The organism is Leisingera sp. G5_S3_59_S7, assembly GCF_054968485.1.
The window spans coordinates 27551-44911 of record NZ_JBQKUH010000018.1 but is presented as its reverse complement, the minus strand read 5'-3'; the positions used below and the strand labels follow the sequence as shown (position 1 = coordinate 44911).

Annotated in this window: 22 protein-coding genes; 9 read left to right on the top strand and 13 right to left on the bottom strand. The window is 62.9% G+C overall.

Going from position 1 to position 17361, the window contains the following annotated elements:
* The first annotated feature begins 118 nt into the window (after positions 1 to 118).
* Positions 119 to 241: a hypothetical protein gene (locus ACTRWG_RS10285; protein WP_008557605.1), complete on the top strand. Its 123-nt coding sequence runs from the start codon at positions 119 to 121 to the stop codon at positions 239 to 241.
* Between the two features lie 292 nt (positions 242 to 533).
* Here the strand turns inward: ACTRWG_RS10285 and ACTRWG_RS10280 are convergent, their stop codons facing one another.
* Positions 534 to 986, bottom strand: a complete 453-nt coding sequence (locus ACTRWG_RS10280) for an iron-sulfur cluster assembly scaffold protein (protein WP_027237461.1) — start codon at positions 984 to 986, stop codon at positions 534 to 536.
* A gap of 77 nt (positions 987 to 1063) precedes the next feature.
* Here ACTRWG_RS10280 and hisI point away from each other — a divergent pair, with 77 nt between their 5' ends.
* Positions 1064 to 1435, top strand: a complete 372-nt coding sequence (hisI, locus tag ACTRWG_RS10275) for a phosphoribosyl-AMP cyclohydrolase (protein WP_462829287.1) — start codon at positions 1064 to 1066, stop codon at positions 1433 to 1435.
* A 53-nt stretch (positions 1436 to 1488) separates the two neighbouring features.
* Here hisI and gluQRS read toward each other — a convergent pair whose 3' ends face one another.
* From gluQRS to ACTRWG_RS10255, 4 genes are all read right to left on the bottom strand, one after another.
* Positions 1489 to 2349, bottom strand: a complete 861-nt coding sequence (gene gluQRS / locus ACTRWG_RS10270; RefSeq protein ID WP_462829286.1) for a tRNA glutamyl-Q(34) synthetase GluQRS — start codon at positions 2347 to 2349, stop codon at positions 1489 to 1491.
* Complete coding sequence (locus tag ACTRWG_RS10265) at positions 2346 to 2960, bottom strand: class I SAM-dependent DNA methyltransferase (RefSeq protein ID WP_462829285.1); 615 nt, start codon at positions 2958 to 2960, stop codon at positions 2346 to 2348. Before ACTRWG_RS10265 ends, gluQRS begins: the two co-directional genes overlap by 4 nt.
* Before the next feature lie 33 nt (positions 2961 to 2993).
* The gene (gene trmFO / locus ACTRWG_RS10260; protein WP_462829284.1) at positions 2994 to 4349 is read right to left on the bottom strand and encodes a methylenetetrahydrofolate--tRNA-(uracil(54)-C(5))-methyltransferase (FADH(2)-oxidizing) TrmFO; all 1356 of its coding nucleotides are present in this window, start codon (positions 4347 to 4349) and stop codon (positions 2994 to 2996) included.
* Between the two features lie 353 nt (positions 4350 to 4702).
* The gene (locus ACTRWG_RS10255) at positions 4703 to 5488 is read right to left on the bottom strand and encodes an enoyl-CoA hydratase (RefSeq protein ID WP_462829283.1); all 786 of its coding nucleotides are present in this window, start codon (positions 5486 to 5488) and stop codon (positions 4703 to 4705) included.
* A 58-nt stretch (positions 5489 to 5546) separates the two neighbouring features.
* On the opposite strand from ACTRWG_RS10255, the gene ACTRWG_RS10250 reads away from it, so the two are divergent.
* Positions 5547 to 5969: a PaaI family thioesterase gene (locus ACTRWG_RS10250; protein ID WP_027237467.1), complete on the top strand. Its 423-nt coding sequence runs from the start codon at positions 5547 to 5549 to the stop codon at positions 5967 to 5969.
* Here the strand turns inward: ACTRWG_RS10250 and asd are convergent.
* From asd to ACTRWG_RS10230, 4 genes are all read right to left on the bottom strand, one after another.
* The gene (asd, locus tag ACTRWG_RS10245) at positions 5966 to 6856 is read right to left on the bottom strand and encodes an archaetidylserine decarboxylase (protein WP_027237468.1); all 891 of its coding nucleotides are present in this window, start codon (positions 6854 to 6856) and stop codon (positions 5966 to 5968) included. The genes ACTRWG_RS10250 and asd overlap by 4 nt on opposite strands.
* Before the next feature lie 295 nt (positions 6857 to 7151).
* Positions 7152 to 8015, bottom strand: a complete 864-nt coding sequence (gene speE, locus ACTRWG_RS10240; RefSeq protein ID WP_027237469.1) for a polyamine aminopropyltransferase — start codon at positions 8013 to 8015, stop codon at positions 7152 to 7154.
* Positions 8012 to 8518, bottom strand: coding sequence for an adenosylmethionine decarboxylase (speD, locus tag ACTRWG_RS10235; protein WP_027237470.1), 507 nt, complete (start codon positions 8516 to 8518; stop codon positions 8012 to 8014). Before speD ends, speE begins: the two co-directional genes overlap by 4 nt.
* Positions 8519 to 8762: 244 nt before the next feature.
* The gene (locus ACTRWG_RS10230) at positions 8763 to 8996 is read right to left on the bottom strand and encodes a DUF1127 domain-containing protein (RefSeq protein WP_027237471.1); all 234 of its coding nucleotides are present in this window, start codon (positions 8994 to 8996) and stop codon (positions 8763 to 8765) included.
* 96 nt (positions 8997 to 9092) lie between these two features.
* Here ACTRWG_RS10230 and ACTRWG_RS10225 point away from each other — a divergent pair, with 96 nt between their 5' ends.
* From ACTRWG_RS10225 to ACTRWG_RS10200, 6 genes are all read left to right on the top strand, one after another.
* A complete protein-coding gene (locus tag ACTRWG_RS10225; protein ID WP_027237472.1) occupies positions 9093 to 10496 on the top strand; it encodes an aminotransferase-like domain-containing protein in 1404 nt (467 codons plus the stop codon).
* 165 nt (positions 10497 to 10661) lie between these two features.
* On the top strand, positions 10662 to 11120 hold the full coding sequence (gene rplM, locus ACTRWG_RS10220; RefSeq protein WP_027237473.1) for a 50S ribosomal protein L13: 459 nt from the start codon (positions 10662 to 10664) through the stop codon (positions 11118 to 11120).
* 5 nt (positions 11121 to 11125) lie between these two features.
* Positions 11126 to 11611, top strand: coding sequence for a 30S ribosomal protein S9 (gene rpsI / locus ACTRWG_RS10215; RefSeq protein ID WP_036797529.1), 486 nt, complete (start codon positions 11126 to 11128; stop codon positions 11609 to 11611).
* Positions 11612 to 11762: 151 nt separating this feature from the next.
* Positions 11763 to 12386, top strand: coding sequence for a CatB-related O-acetyltransferase (locus tag ACTRWG_RS10210; RefSeq protein WP_259972615.1), 624 nt, complete (start codon positions 11763 to 11765; stop codon positions 12384 to 12386).
* 136 nt (positions 12387 to 12522) lie between these two features.
* The gene (locus ACTRWG_RS10205; RefSeq protein WP_027237476.1) at positions 12523 to 12891 is read left to right on the top strand and encodes a group I truncated hemoglobin; all 369 of its coding nucleotides are present in this window, start codon (positions 12523 to 12525) and stop codon (positions 12889 to 12891) included.
* On the top strand, positions 12888 to 13946 hold the full coding sequence (locus ACTRWG_RS10200) for an adenylate/guanylate cyclase domain-containing protein (RefSeq protein WP_462829282.1): 1059 nt from the start codon (positions 12888 to 12890) through the stop codon (positions 13944 to 13946). The genes ACTRWG_RS10205 and ACTRWG_RS10200 overlap by 4 nt, the downstream gene beginning before the upstream one ends.
* Here ACTRWG_RS10200 and ACTRWG_RS10195 read toward each other — a convergent pair.
* The 4 genes from ACTRWG_RS10195 to metA all read right to left on the bottom strand — a co-directional run bounded on the left by ACTRWG_RS10195 (position 13943) and on the right by metA (position 17356).
* A complete protein-coding gene (locus ACTRWG_RS10195) occupies positions 13943 to 14560 on the bottom strand; it encodes a TetR/AcrR family transcriptional regulator (protein WP_027237478.1) in 618 nt (205 codons plus the stop codon). The two genes, ACTRWG_RS10200 and ACTRWG_RS10195, sit on opposite strands and share 4 nt — an antisense overlap.
* Complete coding sequence (gene ppk2 / locus ACTRWG_RS10190; protein WP_259972613.1) at positions 14553 to 15422, bottom strand: polyphosphate kinase 2; 870 nt, start codon at positions 15420 to 15422, stop codon at positions 14553 to 14555. Before ppk2 ends, ACTRWG_RS10195 begins: the two co-directional genes overlap by 8 nt.
* Positions 15423 to 15483: 61 nt before the next feature.
* On the bottom strand, positions 15484 to 16437 hold the full coding sequence (locus tag ACTRWG_RS10185) for an alpha/beta fold hydrolase (RefSeq protein ID WP_259969649.1): 954 nt from the start codon (positions 16435 to 16437) through the stop codon (positions 15484 to 15486).
* Between the two features lies 1 nt (position 16438).
* A complete protein-coding gene (metA, locus tag ACTRWG_RS10180) occupies positions 16439 to 17356 on the bottom strand; it encodes a homoserine O-acetyltransferase MetA (protein WP_027237481.1) in 918 nt (305 codons plus the stop codon).
* Positions 17357 to 17361 lie beyond the last annotated feature (5 nt).

Below are 17361 nucleotides of genomic sequence, written 5' to 3'. Positions count from 1 at the left end.
GTTCTTGTTTGTTCGCAAATGTTCTCAAAAAGTTCTTTACAGGTGGTCCTGAAAATGAGAACAAAGAGGAAACAAGATTGCCAGAGAGCAGCGAACCAAACTGGAGGAGGCCCGAGCCATGATGACACAGATCAAGACCACCATTCAGAATGCCCATTCCACCCTGCTGCAGGACGCCATCGGCGCGGCCTCGCTGATGGTGATGCTGGTGGCCGCACTTCATTTGCCCGGCCTGCTGTGACCCTGATTCCGAATTCCTGATTGCATCTGCCGTGCCGGGCCGGCCCTTTCCTGTCCCGGACTGTTTTAGGGGGTCAACCGCCTGTCCCGATCCCTGAATGGATTGCCTCAAGATCCTGCCTGGCCCGCCCGGGTCCCGCACAGCAGAGCATAACTGCCGCCGCCATCCTGCCCGGATGCGCGGCGGTTTTTTGTTGGACAGGCGGATTCAGCAGCAAATTCACCCTTGCAGTACTGCAGGGGAGGGCGCGGGTTTTACAGTCAATTGCTGTCAGTGGCGCAAAAGGCAGGCGTCAGGCGCACTGCTCCTTGGCGGCGGTCTGCATCGCCTCCAGGGTGGCCTCAAGCGCCAGCATGATGGAGGCGTGGCGGTTCTTGAACTCGCGCGCGGGCTGCAGAACTTCCAGCCCGTCAAAGGGCGCATCCGGCACCGGGCCGTCCTGGGTCAGCATGGTCTTCAACTGGTCGCGCGCCGTTTCAACCTCAGCCAGCGAGCGGCCGACCACATTGGCGCCGACCACCGCTGCTGAGGCTTGCCCCAGCGCGCAAGCCTTTACGTCCTGGCCGAAATCCGTGATCCGCCCGTGCTCAACTTTGATATCAACGGTAACGGTGGAGCCGCACAGCGGGGAGCGTTTCTTGACCGTGGCGTCAGGGGCCTCCAGCCGGTCGAGATGCGGAATATCCGCGGCCAGCGCCAGAATGCGCGAAGAATACAGCTTGATCAGATCGGATTCGCCAGACATCGCTTTCCCGGGCTTTCCCTGCTTGGTGGTTCCCCATACATAGGGAGCCGAACAGCAGATGCAAAAGGTTTTTGTCCATGTCTATTGCCGCGCCCTTTGATCCCGCCAGCCTGGTATATAATGATGCGGGACTGATCCCCTGCATCGCGCAGGACGAGGCCTCGGGCGAGGTGCTGATGATGGCCTGGATGAACGCGGAGGCGGTGGCGCGCACGCTGGAAACCCGCCGGGTCACCTATTGGTCGCGCTCGCGCAAGGCGTTCTGGATCAAGGGGGAGACCTCCGGCCACGTGCAGGAACTGGTCGATCTGCGGGTCGATTGCGACCGGGACTGCCTGCTGGCGCTGGTGCGCCAGACTGGCGCCGCCTGCCATACCAACCGCCGGACTTGTTTCTATACCGCGGTGCGGGAAGGCGGCGAGGTCGAGCTGATGAAGCCGATGGAGTGAGCAGCACCTAAGGGGGGCGGCCCTGGCGGGCCGTGCCTCCGGCGGGGATATTTTCAGCCAGAAGAAGCGGGCAGACCCACTAGGCCGCGGATGTCCTGCGGGGTGGCACCCTCGGCGCGGTACCTGGCGATGGCGCGGGCGTCGTCGCGTTTGGCGAGCCGCTTGCCCTGTGCATCGCGGATCAGGCGGTGATGATGATAAACCGGTGTGGGCAGGCCCAGCAGACTTTGCAGCAGCACGTGGATTTGGGTGGCCTCGAACAGGTCAGCGCCGCGCACGGCATGGGTGATGCCCTGGTCCGCGTCATCCGCCACCACCGACAGGTGGTAGGAGCTGCCCATGTTGCGGCGCACCAGGATGATGTCGCCAACACCTGAAATCAGCTGCTCAGGGTCCAGCTGGTGCGAGCCTTCAAACTCCGGCCCGGTTTCGGTGAAGCTGCGCAGCTCTGCGGCCTGCACGGCCTTTTCCATGTTCAGCCGGATCACGTCGCGCTCTGTCGCTTCAGCGGGCGGGCGGCTGCGGCAGGTGCCGGGGTAGATGCGCCCGTCGGGGCCGAATTGCGGCACGCCTTCCTGCGGCGCCCCCGCCGCGGCCTCGATATCGGCGCGGTTGCAGCGGCAGGGGTAGGTGAGCCCCAGGGCGGTCAGCCGGTCCAGTACCGCGCGGTAGCGGGGCAGCCGCTGTGATTGGCGCATCACTGGCTGCGGCCACTTAAGGCCCAGCCAGTGGAGGTCGTCATAGATCTGCGCCTCCCATTCGGGCCGGGCACGGGACTGGTCGATATCTTCGATGCGCAGCAGGAAACGGCCGCCCGCAGCCACGGCCATATCATGCGCCAGCAGTGCGGAATAGGCGTGGCCCAGGTGCAGCGGTCCGGTTGGCGAGGGCGCAAAGCGGGTAGTGAATGTCACGCTTTCTCAATTACATAAACAGTGGACTTAAGGTCGATTCCGGGCAGATGGTCGCCGTATTCCCTGAATAGCAGCCGTGCCGCGGAACAGTCCAGCCAGTCATTGAGCTTGCCGGTATAGGCGCGGTCCTCCAATGCGTGATCGTTGTAAGAGAAGACAAACAGGCCGCCGCGCGGCAAGGCGTGCATGATCATATCGAACACCGCAGGCGGGGCCGCGCCGGTGCCCAGCACACCGCAGCCGGTGATCAGGCGGTAGGCGCCTGCCGGGATCGGTGTGCTGTCGGCAACATCAATCAGAGTCAGATTACGGTAAACGCCTTTGCTGCGGGCCTGGGCAAGCATTTCCGCCGAAGGCTCCATGCCGTCCACGGTTTCAAAACCCCGCAGCCGAAGGGCCAGGCCCGAGAGGCCAGTGCCGCAGCCGAAATCCAGAACTGGTTCGCCCATCTCCGGTTGGAATTTCGCCAGTGCTTGGGCAATCCGCCCCGGTGTCGCATACCCGTTCCCGGCAATCTCGGCGTCATAGGAAGCGGCCCACTGATTGTAGTGCTCCAGGGTCGCTTCCGGTGTTTCAAGGTCGTAGGCCTTGTCCAGAAACTTATCGCTCATGGCGTAAGTTTAGGCGCTGCTTCCGTATCGCGTCTAGGAAAAGTTGCCAAGCCATTCCTGCCAGACCACTTTGGCGCGGTCGGTATAGGCCTTGTAGCGGTCCTTGCGGCCGCGGCGGCCGCCCTTCAGGCCGTCGACCGGGCGGAACAGGCCGAAGTTCACGTTCATCGGCTGGAAGGTCTTGGCCTCCGCGCCGCCGGTGATGTGGTGGATCAGCGCGCCCATGGCGCTGTCCTGCGGCACGCCGGGCAGTTCCCGGCCGAGGATCTCCGCCGCTGCCAGCCGCCCTGCCAGCAGGCCCATGGCGGCGCTTTCGACATAGCCCTCGACACCGGTGATCTGACCGGCAAAGCGGATGTTGGGTTTCCGCTTCAGCCGCATCTGCGCATCCAGCAGGGTGGGCGAGTTGATGAAGGTATTGCGGTGGATGCCGCCGAGGCGGGCAAAGCTGGCGTTCTCCAGGCCCGGGATCATCCGGAACACCTCAGTCTGGGCGCCGTATTTCATCTTGGTCTGGAAGCCGACGATGTTGAACAGCGTCCCCAGAGCATTGTCACGGCGCAGCTGCACCACGGCATGGGCCTTTTCTTCAGGCTTATGCGGGTTGGTCAGCCCCACCGGCTTCATCGGCCCGTGGCGCAGCGTTTCGCGGCCGCGTTCGGCCATCACCTCGATCGGGAGGCAGCCGTCGAAATAGCCCGCGGTTTCGCCCTCGTGGAACTCGGTTTTGTCAGCTGACAATAAGGCGTCGATGAAGGCCTCGTACTGGTCCTTGTCCATCGGGCAGTTGAGGTAAGCGGTGCGCTCTTCCTCGGTCTCGCCCTTGTCATAGCGCGACTGCATCCAGGCCTGAGACATGTCGATGCTTTCGGCATAGACGATCGGCGCGATGGCATCGAAAAAGGCGAGCGACTCGGCGCCGGTCTCGGCCTGGATCGCTTTGCCCAGTTCCGGCGAGGTCAGCGGGCCGGTGGCAAAGATCCAGTGGCCGTCTGCAGGCAGCTCGGTGATCTCCTCGTAGGAGACCGACACATTCGGATGCGCCTTCAGCCTGGCGGTCACGGTTTCGGCAAAGGGCTCCCGGTCAACGGCCAGGGCGCCGCCAGCCGGCAGGCGGTGCTGATCGGCGGTGGTCATGATCAGGCCGTTCGCCTGACGCATTTCCCAATGCAGCAGGCCCACGGCGTTCTGCTCGTCATCATCCGAGCGGAAGGAGTTGGAGCACACCATCTCGCCCAGGTTGCCGGTCTGGTGGGCAAAGGTTTCCACCTTGGGGCGCATTTCGTGGATCACCACCTGAACGCCCATGTTTGCCGCCTGCCAGGCCGCTTCCGAGCCGGCCATGCCGCCGCCCACGATGTGCAATGTCTGTGCCGAATGATCTGTCATGCCCGCCACATAGGGCAGGGGGCGGGGCTGTGCAACCGGCTTGGCGGCTCAATGCGGGCCGCGGAGATGCCGCATTCTGCGCGCGGCAAATACCGGATGCTCAGGCTGAACGGATGAAGGGGGAATTTGGGGCCGCCGCTGCGGGAATGATCGACCGGTGAGAGAGAACCGGCTGGAGGGACCCTTCCGCAGCAGCAGCCCAAATTGTGCAGGCCCGGGACTGTGCACCGGCCTTGCCCAATCTTTGCCATCTTTCCGCCTGAATTGAAAGGCAGTTGGCTGGCGTCTTAAGGAAACAATAGGTTTCGATTGGTAAACAAAGCCTAAAGTTCTCCGAAAATTTTCGGTTAAACTTATTCCTGCCAGTCCGGCGCGCGTTTTTCGATAAAGGCGGCCATGCCTTCGATGGTGTCGCGGTACATAAGGTTCTCGACGATCACCCCGCTGGTATAGGCATAGGCCTGATCCAGCGGCATCTGCAGTTGCTCATAAAACGCCTGCTTGCCGATCTTGACCGCCGCGCCCAGTTTCGCGGCGATTGTTTCGGCCAGCTTGGTGGTTTCCGATTCCAGCTGATCCAGCGGCACAGCGCGGTTGGCCAGCCCCAGTTCCACCGCGCGGGCCGCGTCGATGAATTCGCCCGTGGTCAGCAGCTCAAACGCCTGCTTGCGCGGGATGTTGCGGGACAAGGCCACCATCGGGGTGGAGCAGAACAGGCCGATGTTCACCCCGTTGACGCCGAACCTGGTGCCCTCAGCCGCCACCGCCAGATCGCAGGAGGCGACAAGTTGGCAGCCCGCCGCCGTGGCGATGCCGTGAACCTGAGCGATCACCGGCTGGGGCAGGGACTGCAGCCCTGTCATCACGCGGGTGCAGCGGGCAAACAGATCCTGGAAGTAGGCCTTGCCGCCGTCTTCTGCGGCGCGGCCCGCAGTCATCTGCTTGATGTCATGGCCTGCGCAAAAGCCTTTGCCGGTGCCGGACAGGATCACCACCTTGATGCTGCTGTCCTCGCGCAGGGCCTCAAACTGTTCCTGCAGCGCCGCCAGCATCTCGTCCGACAGCGCGTTCAGCTTTTCCGGTGTGTTCATGGTCAGCCGGGCAATGCCGCCCGTGTCGCAACGTTCCAGAATTGCCATCTTGCTCTCCTCCCAAGGGTTGCGCCAACTCTAGTCAGCGCGAAGGGAAAGGAAAAGCATGGCACTGGCATTTGATGTCGCAGGTCTGACGGACTACCTGCATGAGATCTTTCCGCAGGTGAAGGACGATTTTGCCATTGATGCGATGGATGAGACGGGTCTGCGGATGCGCCTTCTGACCGCGGAGCGGCACCTGCGGCCCGGCGGCACCGTGTCGGGCCCGTCGATGTTCGCGCTGGCCGATTGCGCGATCTATGCGCTGATCCTGTCGCGGCTGGGGCGCGAGGCGCTGGCGGTCACCACCAATTGCGCGCTCGATTTCATGCGCAAGCCTGTGGCAGGCGCCGATGTGATCGCCGAGGCGCGGTTGCTCAAGCTGGGCCGGGTTCTGGCGGTGGCGGATGTGCTGATGTATTCCGAAGGGATGGCGGAGCCGGTCGCCCGCGCCTCCATGACCTATTCGATCCCGCCCAAGCGCTAAAGCCCGGTGGCCAGCGGCTGGCCGACCTTGACCAGCGTTTCCCGGCCCTTGGCGCTGTTGGCCGCGAGGTCATCGGCAAACCGGATTCTGCCCGGCTCGAACACCACCACCACGGTGGAGCCGCCGAACTTGAAATAACCCTTTTCGTCCATCTTCTGCACTTCGCCGGCCGTGCGGGTGTTGACGATGGCGCCGACGCCAAAGGCGCCGACCTCGACAAAGCAGTAGCTGCCGAAGTTTTCGGTCTCAACCAGCGTCCAGCTGCGCTTGTTCTCGCCGAACACATCCGGCCCGGCCCCCAGCGCAATCGGGTTCACCGAATGCAGCGCGCCGGGAATGTCCTCTGCCGCTGCGATCCGGCCTGCGGCGGGGAAGTGATAGCGGTGATAATCCGCCGGGCACAGCCGCACGATGGCCAGCGCGCCGCCGATGAAGCGGTCCGCAATGCCCGGCAGCATGGTACGGACTGACATCGGATAGCCCTTGACCGGGACAAACACATCCTCTGCCAGTTCAGGGAACACCAGCACCCGGCCGTCGGCGGGTGATACAATATCCTTCGGGTCATCGCTGAAGGGGCGGGCTTCGGGTTTCAGGTGGCGCACAAAGAAATCGTTGAAACAAGCGTAGCTGTCAGCAGGGGCCGTGGCCTCAGACATGTCAATCGACAGATCGTCGACCACCTTGGCGATCTTGCCCCTGGAAAACCGCGAGTCGAACCAGGCGCCCATCAAGCGGCTGATGAGCGCGGAGCGGAACAGCAGCTTTTCCACCGGCCTGGCGCTGGCATTCTGATAGGCCCAGCGGATCCATTTCTCGCCCAGCACCACCTCCTCAAAGGTCTCGCCGGTTTCGCGGTCAACAACAAGGATGGGGTCGCGCTGCATTTGGCCTGCCACGTCTGATGAATGTCCCGCCGCGCCTAGCAAAGACGAGCAGTCAGGCCAAGGGGGATTGGTGCGCAACGTTAGGGCCGGGACCGTCCAGGGGCTGGATCAATCAAATCAGCGTTCGCCCGCCGTGGGGCGGGCGGACGCGTGTTTGCCGCTGGCGCGGCAGGCGAATTGGAAAAAACAGACCCGGTTCAGGCTGCAACCAAACAAGACGTAATAGATTACAACAAGGTTTCCGAATTAGCCCCGGATACGAAAAAGGGGGCCGAAGCCCTCTCATGCCTCCCGCTTACGGGAACAGCTTTTTCACATAGTTCGGCAAGGCAAATGCGGCTTTGTGAACTTCCGGGTTGTAATACCCGGTCTCGATCCCGGCAGCGGCAAAGCGTGCCTCCAGATCCTCAAGGCTCACGTTGCGGGCTTTGTCCGAGTGGCTGCCCCAGCCGAACGCCATCGGCCCGCCCGCATAGGTCGGCACGGTGGCCAGATAGCAGGACGCATCGGCAAACAGCGCCTGGAATGCGCGCAGGGTGCCGGTCAGCTCATCGCCCTGCATGAACGGCACGCCGTTCTGGGTGACGATGATTCCGTCCTCGGTCAGCGACCGCGCCGCATGGCCATAGAAGGTATCGGTGAACAGAACTTCACCGGGGCCGATCGGGTCAGTCGAATCGACGATGATCACGTCGAACTTCTCGGTGTTCTCTTTCATGAAGAGCGCACCGTCGTTGATCACCAGATTGAGGCGCGGATCATCAAAGGCGCCGTCGCTCAGCATCGGCAGATACTCTTTCGAGAAATCCACCACGCCGCCGTCGATCTCCACCATGGTGACATGCTCGACCGAGGTGTGGCGCAGCGCCTCGCGGGCCATGCCGCCGTCGCCGCCGCCGATGATCAGCACGCGCTTTGCGTTGCCATGCGCCAGGATTGGCACATGGGTCAGCATCTCGTGGTAGATGAAGTTGTCGCCTTCGGTGGTCTGCACCACGTCGTCCAGCGTCAGAATGCGGCCGAACTGGCCGTTCTGGAACACTTTCAGGCGCTGGTGCTCGGTGTTGCTGTCATAGAGCATCTCATCCACGCGCAAACGCTGGGCGTAATGCGCGTGCAGGCTCTCTGTGACCCACTCCTTCTTGACGGCATCGCTCATGCTGCCACCTCTTTGGCGATCAGCTCCTCCCCGCGCAGCAGTTCGCGCACTTCCACCATGTCGGTGCTGAACGCTTCCTTCAGCACGCCGACGGCTTTCCAGGGCTCTGCATCGCCGCACATGAACACGTCAAACGCGCCATAGCCGATTTCCGGCCAGGTGTGGACGGAGATGTGGCTTTCCGCCAGCACGGCCACGCCGGACACGCCCTGCGGCGAGAACTTGTGGGTGTGGATGTGCAGCAGGGTGGCGCCGCAGACCTCGACGCATTTGCGGAAGGCGTTCTGTATGCGCTCTTCGCAGTCCAGGCCGGTGCCCTTCATCACTTCGATGATCAGATGGGTGCCGGCAAACACCTTGCCATCCTTGCGGATGAAATGGTCTTCGCGGTCGGAATCAACAACAGCATCAAGATTCGCGGCAGTTACACCGCGGGCGGTATCTTCCTCATGGGCGCCTGTCTCCAGACCGATCCCCAGTTGGAAGAGGTTGGCGTCTTTCATGGCGCTCCCCTTCGTTCCAGTAGATGACAATCCAGACGGCCCTTAGCGCCCCCCCGGATAAGAGTCCGGGGTTGGGATCGGTGCCGAAAGTGAAGGGGCATGTAGGACCCATGAAGGATTCGATCAACCTTTAATTTCCGCATAGCTGGTAACGCATGGGCGGGCGGGTCCGGCCGGGGCGCGGAGGGCATAAAAAAAGGCCGGGGCGAACCCCGGCCGTCAGGTTGTTCTTTTGCCCAGGGGATCATGGGCGCCAGAACGGAAGAGTGGCTTCATAATGAGCGTCGGCGCGGGACAGGCCGATGTCCTGCAGTTGCGCGTCGCTCAGGTGTTTCAGCTGGCACCGGGTTCGGTGGCGCAGGCTCCACTTGGTCACCAGCACGGCAAAGAGGACGGCCCACTGCGCCAGCACCGGCAGGGCCGGGCGGCTGTTCAGAAAGGACATGTTCGATTGTGCCATTTGCGTGTGCTGTGCCATGGGAGGCTTCCTTCGTATTGTGTTGATACAATCCTGTTGATTTGCTGTAAATTCCTGATACAAAGAGGCGGGTGTAATGTCCAAGGATGGATTGTAATGGGTACAATTTGGCCGCAGAGCCTGGCAGAGGCCAAAGGGCCGAAGTATAAGATGGTGGCCGACACAATCCGGTCCGCCATCGAAACCGGCGGATTGAAAACCGGTACAAAGCTCCCTCCGGTCCGCGATCTCGCGTACCAGTTGAGCATTACGCCCGGCACCGTGGCCCGCGCCTACAGCATTCTCACCGATGAGGGGGTGCTGGAAGCCGAGGTCGGGCGCGGCACCTTTGTAGCCGAAAAGAAGAAACCGGTGCCGGATGACGTATGGTCGCGGCAGCTGCATTTGGCCGAGGCGCGCGATCCCGGCCACGTCAGCCTGTTCAGCCCGCGCATTGCCGACATGGGGCAGGTCGCCGCGGTGCGCGAAGCGCTGCAAAAAGTGGCCGAAGGCGACGCGCAGAAGTTTCTGAATTACCCGACCCGCGACGCCTATCTGCCGGTGCGCCAGGCCGCAGCCGCCTGGGTGGGGCAATCGCCGGTCGGCACTGTCACCGAAAATGACATTGTACTGACGCACGGCGGCCAGAACGGGCTGATGGTGGTGCTGCAAGCCATCCTGGAGGGGCCGCAGCCGGTCATCATGGTCGAGGATCTGACCTATGCGGGCTTCCGCCGCGCGTCGGAGCTGCTGAGGGCGCAGGTGGTCGAGGTGGCGATGGACGACCACGGCATCCGCCCGGATTCGATGGAGCTGGCCATCCGCAAGACCGGCGCCACCGTCCTGTGCACCAGCCCGGAGGTGCACAATCCCACCGGGCTTTACACGCCTTTGGAGCGGCGAAAGGAAATTGTCCGGATTGCCCGCCGCCACGGGGTGCAGATCGTCGAGGACGACTGCTACCGCCTGGGCGAGTCCCGGGCGCCCAGCTACCGGGCGCTCGCGCCGGAGCTGGCCTGGCACGTCTCCTCGATCTCCAAGATCCTGACGCCCGCCCTGCGCGTCGGCTTTGCGCTGGCGCCAGAGGGGCGGGCGGCGGATCTGCGGCGGGTGGCGGAACACGGCTATTTCGGGCTGGCGCAGCCGCTGGCCGATCTGATCCGTATCCTGCTGACCGATCCCCGGCTCCCCGGGCTGGTCGGCAAGGTCCGCGCCGAGATGGCCCGCTATGTGCGGGTGGCGGTCAATGCACTGGGCGGCTTTGACCTGACCTGGAACCCGGATGTGCCGTTCCTGTGGCTGCGGCTGCCCTCGGGCTGGCGGGCGGCGGCCTTCACCCGCGCGGCAGAGGCGAACGGTGTGCAGATCCGGTCTGCCGATGAATTCGCCCTGCGCGACGGCCGCGCCCCGCACGCGGTCCGCATCGCCGTCAACGCCCACGTGCCGCTGAAACGCTTCGAGGAGGCGATGCTGCGCCTGCGCGCCCTGCTGGACAACCCGCCGGAGCAGATCAGCGTCTGAAATTATGGGGTATTATAATACCTATTTTATAAATCATTGAATACTAAAGGTTTATTATTGTTTGACCCTGTTGACGCAGCATTGCGATCCCCGTAAACCCCCTCCATCGCATTCAGGCGGGACCGTTTTGGATTCTGCCTTCACGACAAACAGGATTGACCTGCCATGAAAACCTTCTCTGCTACTCCGGCAGATATCGAGAAGAAGTGGATCCTGATCGACGCCGAGGGCGTTGTTCTGGGCCGTCTTGCCTCGATCGTTGCCATGCGCCTGCGTGGCAAGCACAAAGCCTCGTTCACTCCGCATATGGACATGGGCGACAACGTCATCATCATCAACGCCGACAAGGTGCAGATGACCGGCAAAAAGCGTGACGAAAAATTCTACTGGCACACCGGCCACCCGGGCGGCATCAAGTCGCGCACCAAACAGGACATCCTGGAAGGTGCCCACCCGGAACGCGTCGTGTTCCAGGCCGTCAAGCGCATGCTGCCGGGCAACCGCCTGTCGCGTCAGCAGATGACCAACCTGCGTATCTATGCCGGTGCCGAGCACCCGCATGAAGCCCAGGCCCCCGAAGTTCTGGATGTTAAATCCATGAACAAGAAAAACACCCGGAGCTGATATCGATGGCTGATCAGATCAACACTCTCGAAGAGCTCGCAGCTGCAACCGGCGTGGAAGCAGTGGCTGAGGAAACCATCGCGCGTGAGCCGGTTCGTGACGAACTGGGCCGCTCCTATGCCACCGGCAAGCGTAAAGACGCTGTTGCCCGTGTCTGGATCAAGCCGGGCTCCGGCAAGGTCGAGGTGAACGGCAAGGAAATCAACAAGTACTTCGCCCGTCCGGTGCTGCAGATGATTCTGCGCCAGCCGTTCCAGGTTGCCGGCGTCGAAGACCAGTTTGACGTCTACGCCACCGTCAAGGGCGGCGGCCTGTCCGGTCAGGCCGGCGCGGTCAAGCACGGCATCTCCAAAGCGCTGCAGCTGTACGATCCGTCGCTGCGCGGCGCGCTGAAGGCCGCTGGCTTCCTGACCCGCGACAGCCGCGTTGTGGAACGTAAGAAATACGGCAAGGCCAAAGCCCGCCGCTCGTTCCAGTTCTCGAAGCGTTAATTCGGAACACATCCAATTCGAAAGGGTCCGCCGCTGGCGGGCCCTTTTTTTTGCCTGCCTGCTTTTGCCGAAATCTTTCAGGGTTCTTTTAGAAAGATTTTCTAATTTGTTTCCGGATTCGAGTGACCAGCAAGCGAAGGCAGGACAGATAATGGTAACACCGGAAAACCCCAAGACCGCACCGATCGGAAACGGGCAGCTGGACATCGGCCGCTTCACCCATGGCTACGAGGGCCTGGACATCCAGGAGCAGGGCGGCGGCGCCAATGTGTCCATCGGCGCGTTTTGCAGCATCGGCAGGGGTGCAAAGATCCTGCTCGATGCCTCGCCCGCGCTGGACCGGATCACCGCCTTTCCCTTCGGCGAGGTTTTCACCGGGGAGCTGGGCAGCGCCGGGGTTCACGTGCCGCGGCAGGGCGGCGGCGATGTTGTCATCGGCAACGACGTCTGGATCGGCGCCAATGCAACCGTGCTCGCCGGGGTGACCATCGGCAACGGCGCCGTCATCGGCCCCAACGCCACTGTTACCTGCGATGTCGGCCCCTATGAGGTTTGGGCAGGCAACCCGGCGCAGATGGTGCGCAAGCGGTTTGACGATACGGTCTGCGGAAAACTGCAGGAACTGCGCTGGTGGGACCTGCCGCTGCCGCTGATCCAGGAAATGGCGCCGCTGCTGTCGGCCCAGCCGACGGTGGAGCTGATTGAAGGTCTGCAAGGCATCGTCGCCGATTTGGTGACCTTCACCGATCAGGAGGCCGCCGGCAGCGCAGCCTGAGGCGGGGCAGGGCCTTTGCCCGCGGAACACCACCGTGATTTCCGGCCCGGGACCCGGCCAGGTCCCAGGGCCGTTAACTTTTGCGGAAAACTGTCGTAACATCGGCGGCACTGCTTCCTGATGGGGGAAAGCTGTCATGCCGCAAACCATTTACGAGAAATACGGCGGGTTCAGCGCCATCAGCCGCGTCGTGATGACATTTTACGAGATGGCGCTCGATTCCGATCAGATCGGGGACTACTTCGCCGACGTCGACATGGCGCGGCTGATTGACCACCAGACCAAGTTCATCTCCTCGCTTTTGGGCGGGCCGGCCTCCTTCAGCGATGAACGGCTGGAGGCGGTGCACCGGGCCCTCGGCATCACCCATGAGGATTTCGACGAAATGGCGGCCCTGCTCAAGGACGCGCTGGAGCAGCATGGCCTTTCTGAGCCGGATGTCCGCACCACGCTGGCGGCGATCGAGGCCAAGCGCAACATCATCGTCACCAGGAACGCGGCATGAGCATTGCCGCCATCAACGAACAGCTGCTGCGCGCGATCGGCGTCGGGGTGGCGGTGGTGCGGGCCTCTGACCTTGGGTTTGTTTTTCACAATCAGCCCTTTGCGGAATGGTTCGGCACGCCGAGCGAGGGCGCGGCGCTGACCGATGCCATCGACGGGCTGGACCGCGAGGATCTGGGCCCGCTCTGCGAGGAGGGGCTGCGCTATTCGGCGGAACTGAAGATCAAGCGCAAGCGGCGCACCCTGGTTTTTGCCATCAACATCTCGCAGGCCAGCCATCTGGATGAGGCGCTTCTGGTGGTGGAATGCCAGAACATCACCCGCATCCGCGAGCTGGAAAGCATGATCGACAGCTACTCCGCGATGGTCGAGCGCAACACCCGCGAATTGGAGCGCGAGAAGGAGCGGGTGGAGCGGCTCCTGCTGAACCTCATGCCGCGCCAGGTCTATGAGGAGTTCAAGACCTTCGGCGTCGTCACCCCGCAGCTGTACCCGCAGGTGTCGGTGGTGATGCTGGATTTCGTGAATTTCACCGATTTCGCCTCCCGCACCGATCCGACGGTCACGCTGGGAGAGCTGAACGACATCTTCACCGCCTTCGACCGCATTGTCGAACAATACGGCTGCGAGCGGATCAAGACCATTGGCGACGCCTATCTGGCGGTGGCTGGAATGCCGGAACCGATGCCCGAACACGCCACCGCCGTGGCCCATTGCGCCACCCGCTTCCTGCGCTATCTGGAGCGGCGCAACCTGAGCCACCAGCACAAATGGCAGGCGCGGATCGGGCTGGGCACCGGCTCTGCCGTCGGCTCGGTGGTGGGAATCCAAAAATATGTCTACGACGTGTTCGGCCCCGCGGTAAACCTGGCCTCCCGCCTGCAAGTCTTTGCCAACCCGATGAAAATCGTCGCGCCAGAGGAAATGAAGGACGCCTTGTCCGAGGAATTCCATGTCACCGACATCGGCCCCGAGGACATCAAGGGCATTGGTGAGGTGAACCTGATCAACGTCGGTGCCGAGTTGAGCGCGCCGCAGCCTGCCAGCCGGTTTTAGCTGTCCGGTTCAATCAGCCCCAGCCCGCGCAAGTAGATGCCGATGCCGCTTTCCAGTAAATCCTCGGGCGGAAACGGCGACGTGGCCCCGGGAGAGTTGCGCGCATACAGCTCCACCACCCCGTGGCTCATCGCCAGAACATGGGCCGAAAACATCGAAGCGGGCGGGCGTTTGTGCTCCGGGATATGCTGGCTCAGGTCCGCGGCGGCGCGTTCCAGGATCGCCCGTGCGCGGGCGGCGGCATCAGCCAGTTCCGGCGTGCGGTTCACTGACACACCGCTTTCGAACATGGCGATGTAATGGCCCGGGTGTTTGCGCGCAAAGGCCAGATAGGCCCGGCCCGTCGCCTCAAACGCCGCCAGCGCCGAGGGCTGGTATTTCTCATAGGCATGCTGCATCAGGTCGGCAAACATGACGTAGCCCTGGCGCGCGGCTTCTGCGATCAGATCCTCGCGCCCCTCGAAATGCCGGTAGACCGCCGCCGGGGTGACGCCCGCCTTTTTGGCAGCTTCCGACAGGGTGAATCCGGTCGGGCCCTTGGCCTCGATCAGCTGCAGGGCGGCTTCGACCAGCGCCTGGCGCAGGTTGCCGTGATGATAACCGCGTTTAGGCATCCCAGATGTCCGGGCCTCCGCAAATTTCGGTGTCCAGGGCGCCGATGGCCTTGGCGTCCTTGTTGTCATAGTCGATGGCGGTCAGAACCGCCCGGATCGCCGCCAGCCGCGCCCGCCGCTTGCCGTCGGAGCGCACGATGGTCCAGGGCGCCTCGGGGCAATGGCTGCGGTCCAGGGTCTCGGAGATTGCGGCGGTGTACTCGTCCCATTTCTCCAGCCCCTTGACGTCGATCGGGCTCAGCTTCCATTGCTTCAGGGGATCGGATTCCCGCTTCAGGAAGCGGCGCAGTTGCTCCGCCCGGCCGACGTTGAGCCAGAACTTGAACAGCAGCACGCCGTCCTCCACCAGCGCCTGCTCAAACCCCTTCACCTGGTGAAAGAACCGCTCGCGCTGGTCATCGGTGCAAAAGCCGAACACCTTCTCCACCACGCCGCGGTTGTACCAGCTGCGGTCAAAGAACACGATCTCGCCGCCCGAGGGCAGGTGTTCGATATAGCGCTGGAAGTACCACTGGCTCTGTTCCTCTGCGGTGGGTTTTGACAGCGCCACAACCCGGGCGCCGCGCGGGTTCAGGTTTTCGCGGAAGCGCTTGATCGTGCCGCCCTTGCCGGCCGCATCGCGGCCCTCGAACACGATGGCGATGCGCGCGCCGCTGGCTTTGACCCAGGCCTGCAGCTTGACCAGTTCGATTTGCAGCGCCTCCAGCTCCTTTTCATAGGCTTTGCGGCCCATCCGCTCCCGGTGGGGGTAGCTGGAGTTGAGGATTTCGTCCTTGTCCGCATCCTGGATCGCCTCGCGGATGTGCTCTGGCGCGCCGGTCTCGTAAAAGCGGCTGATGGCTCCGTCAAATGGCAGCGTCATATGCAAAACCCTTCTGTCCTCAACACCTTATATGGGTATGCAGTATGGAATGTGAATCGCATTAACGCAAACGTGCCCGGGCGGCAGCGCGGTGCACCGCTTCGGCCACAGCATCGGTTGCCACGTGATGCGGCATGTGGCCGATCCCCTCCAGCAGGGTCAGGGCGGCACTGGGGACGTCCCGGACCAGCTGCCGGGCGTGGATATTGGGGCTGACGGTGTCATCCGCGGTGCCGTGGATGATCTCGACCGGCACGCCGATCCGGCTGTAAAGCGGCGCCAGCGCCTTTACCTCAGACAGCAGATTGGCGCGCTGCCGGGCATTGGCCCGCAGGGAATTGCGCCGCAGAGTCAGGCCGATGCCGAAGTGCTCGGCATAGCCGTCCGGCACCGGCTGGGGGGCAAAAACGGCGTCCAGCGTCTCCATCACCGTGGCACGGGACACAAACGCGGTGAGGGCCGGGACCGCGAGGGCGCTGCCGATCCGGGAAGACGTCACCTTGTAAAACGTGTCCAGCGGCGTGTCCCAGGGGTGCGAAACGCCTGCAACAGACACCAGTGCCGCCAGCGCCTCCGGGTGGTCGACGGCCCAGGCCAGTGCCACCGCGCCGCCATAGCTTTGGCCCAGCACCACGGGTTTTTCCGCGCCTAATTGCGCCGCGGCCTGGCGCAGCACGTCCGCCTGCTGCCGGATTGTCGCGCCGGTGCCGTTCAGACGGTCGGAATAGCCCAGCCCCGGCCGGTCAAAGACAAGGATGCGGAACTCCTTGGCCAGCGCCGGTGCCAGCCGGAAGGTCATGTCCCGGGTGTTGCCGCTGGAGCCGTGGATCAGCACCAGATCGGGCGCACTGCCCTTGGGGCGGCCCATTTCAACCACGTGCACCCGGTGGCGGCCGACCACCAGCACCTGGCCCTGCGGCGGGTGGCTGGCCTCGGCAGCTGCCTCGCGCCGTCCGGCCTGCCAGGCGGTCAGCGCGGCGCCGGTTGCAACAGCAAGGCTCAGGTAGACCAGCATCTTACCGGCCGATCTGATCCAGCTCATATGGCGTGGTCTGGTAGATCTCATTGATCCAGTTGCCATACAGCAGATGCGCGTGGCTGCGCCAGCGGTTCTGCGGCTGCTGGCTGGGATCATCGTCCGGATAATAGTTGTCCGGCACGTTGATCGGGGTGCCATTGGCCACGTCGCGGTCATACTCCTGCTTCAGTGTATCACTGTCATACTCAAAATGGTTGAAGATATAGAGCGCCCGGTGCGCCTTGTCCTCAACCAGGCAGGGGCCGACCTGATCGCTGCCCAGCAGGGTTCGCAGCCCCGGGGCCGCGTCAATTTCTGCTTGCTTCATTTCGGTCCAGCGGCTGACCGGGATCACGAAGTCATCCGAAAACCCGCGAAGGTACGGCGAGGCCGGCGCCAGGTTCTGGTGCCGGAAACAGCCGAACGCCTTGTGGTCCAGCATGTGTTTCTTCACGCCATGGAAATGGTTGATCATCGCCATGCCGCCCCAGCAGACGCCAAAGGTCGAATGCACGTTCGTCTGGGTCCATTCGAACACCTCGCGCATCTCGTCCCAATAGGTGACTTCCGGAAACTCCAGATGCTCAATCGGCGCGCCGGTGATGATCAGCCCGTCGAACTTCTGATGCTTCACTTCCTGGAAGGAGTGGTAGAACTCCTCCATATGCTCAGCCGCGGTGTTCCTGGTCTGATGCTCGGTCATCCGGATCAGGCTCAGCTCGATCTGCAGCGGCGTGGCGCCGATCAGCCGGGCAAACTGGTTCTCGGTCTGGATCTTCTTGGGCATCAGGTTCAGCAGCCCGATGCGCAGCGCCCGGATATCCTGACGCGCCGCCTGATCCGGCGACATGACCATCACGCCTTCGTTCGTCAGAACGTCATAGGCGGGGAGGTCTGCGGGGATCTTGATGGGCATGTCAC

Coding starts and splice junctions, on each gene's coding strand:
- ACTRWG_RS10285 (WP_008557605.1), top strand. CDS start 119: ATGATGACACAGATCAAGACCACCATTCAGAATGCCCATTCCACCCTG.
- ACTRWG_RS10280 (WP_027237461.1), bottom strand. CDS start 986: ATGTCTGGCGAATCCGATCTGATCAAGCTGTATTCTTCGCGCATTCTG.
- hisI (WP_462829287.1), top strand. CDS start 1,064: ATGTCTATTGCCGCGCCCTTTGATCCCGCCAGCCTGGTATATAATGAT.
- ACTRWG_RS10265 (WP_462829285.1), bottom strand. CDS start 2,960: ATGAGCGATAAGTTTCTGGACAAGGCCTACGACCTTGAAACACCGGAA.
- trmFO (WP_462829284.1), bottom strand. CDS start 4,349: ATGACAGATCATTCGGCACAGACATTGCACATCGTGGGCGGCGGCATG.
- ACTRWG_RS10255 (WP_462829283.1), bottom strand. CDS start 5,488: ATGGCAATTCTGGAACGTTGCGACACGGGCGGCATTGCCCGGCTGACC.
- ACTRWG_RS10250 (WP_027237467.1), top strand. CDS start 5,547: ATGGCACTGGCATTTGATGTCGCAGGTCTGACGGACTACCTGCATGAG.
- asd (WP_027237468.1), bottom strand. CDS start 6,856: ATGCAGCGCGACCCCATCCTTGTTGTTGACCGCGAAACCGGCGAGACC.
- speE (WP_027237469.1), bottom strand. CDS start 8,015: ATGAGCGATGCCGTCAAGAAGGAGTGGGTCACAGAGAGCCTGCACGCG.
- speD (WP_027237470.1), bottom strand. CDS start 8,518: ATGAAAGACGCCAACCTCTTCCAACTGGGGATCGGTCTGGAGACAGGC.
- ACTRWG_RS10230 (WP_027237471.1), bottom strand. CDS start 8,996: ATGGCACAGCACACGCAAATGGCACAATCGAACATGTCCTTTCTGAAC.
- ACTRWG_RS10225 (WP_027237472.1), top strand. CDS start 9,093: ATGGGTACAATTTGGCCGCAGAGCCTGGCAGAGGCCAAAGGGCCGAAG.
- rplM (WP_027237473.1), top strand. CDS start 10,662: ATGAAAACCTTCTCTGCTACTCCGGCAGATATCGAGAAGAAGTGGATC.
- rpsI (WP_036797529.1), top strand. CDS start 11,126: ATGGCTGATCAGATCAACACTCTCGAAGAGCTCGCAGCTGCAACCGGC.
- ACTRWG_RS10210 (WP_259972615.1), top strand. CDS start 11,763: ATGGTAACACCGGAAAACCCCAAGACCGCACCGATCGGAAACGGGCAG.
- ACTRWG_RS10205 (WP_027237476.1), top strand. CDS start 12,523: ATGCCGCAAACCATTTACGAGAAATACGGCGGGTTCAGCGCCATCAGC.
- ACTRWG_RS10200 (WP_462829282.1), top strand. CDS start 12,888: ATGAGCATTGCCGCCATCAACGAACAGCTGCTGCGCGCGATCGGCGTC.
- ACTRWG_RS10195 (WP_027237478.1), bottom strand. CDS start 14,560: ATGCCTAAACGCGGTTATCATCACGGCAACCTGCGCCAGGCGCTGGTC.
- ppk2 (WP_259972613.1), bottom strand. CDS start 15,422: ATGACGCTGCCATTTGACGGAGCCATCAGCCGCTTTTACGAGACCGGC.
- ACTRWG_RS10185 (WP_259969649.1), bottom strand. CDS start 16,437: ATGCTGGTCTACCTGAGCCTTGCTGTTGCAACCGGCGCCGCGCTGACC.
- metA (WP_027237481.1), bottom strand. CDS start 17,356: ATGCCCATCAAGATCCCCGCAGACCTCCCCGCCTATGACGTTCTGACG.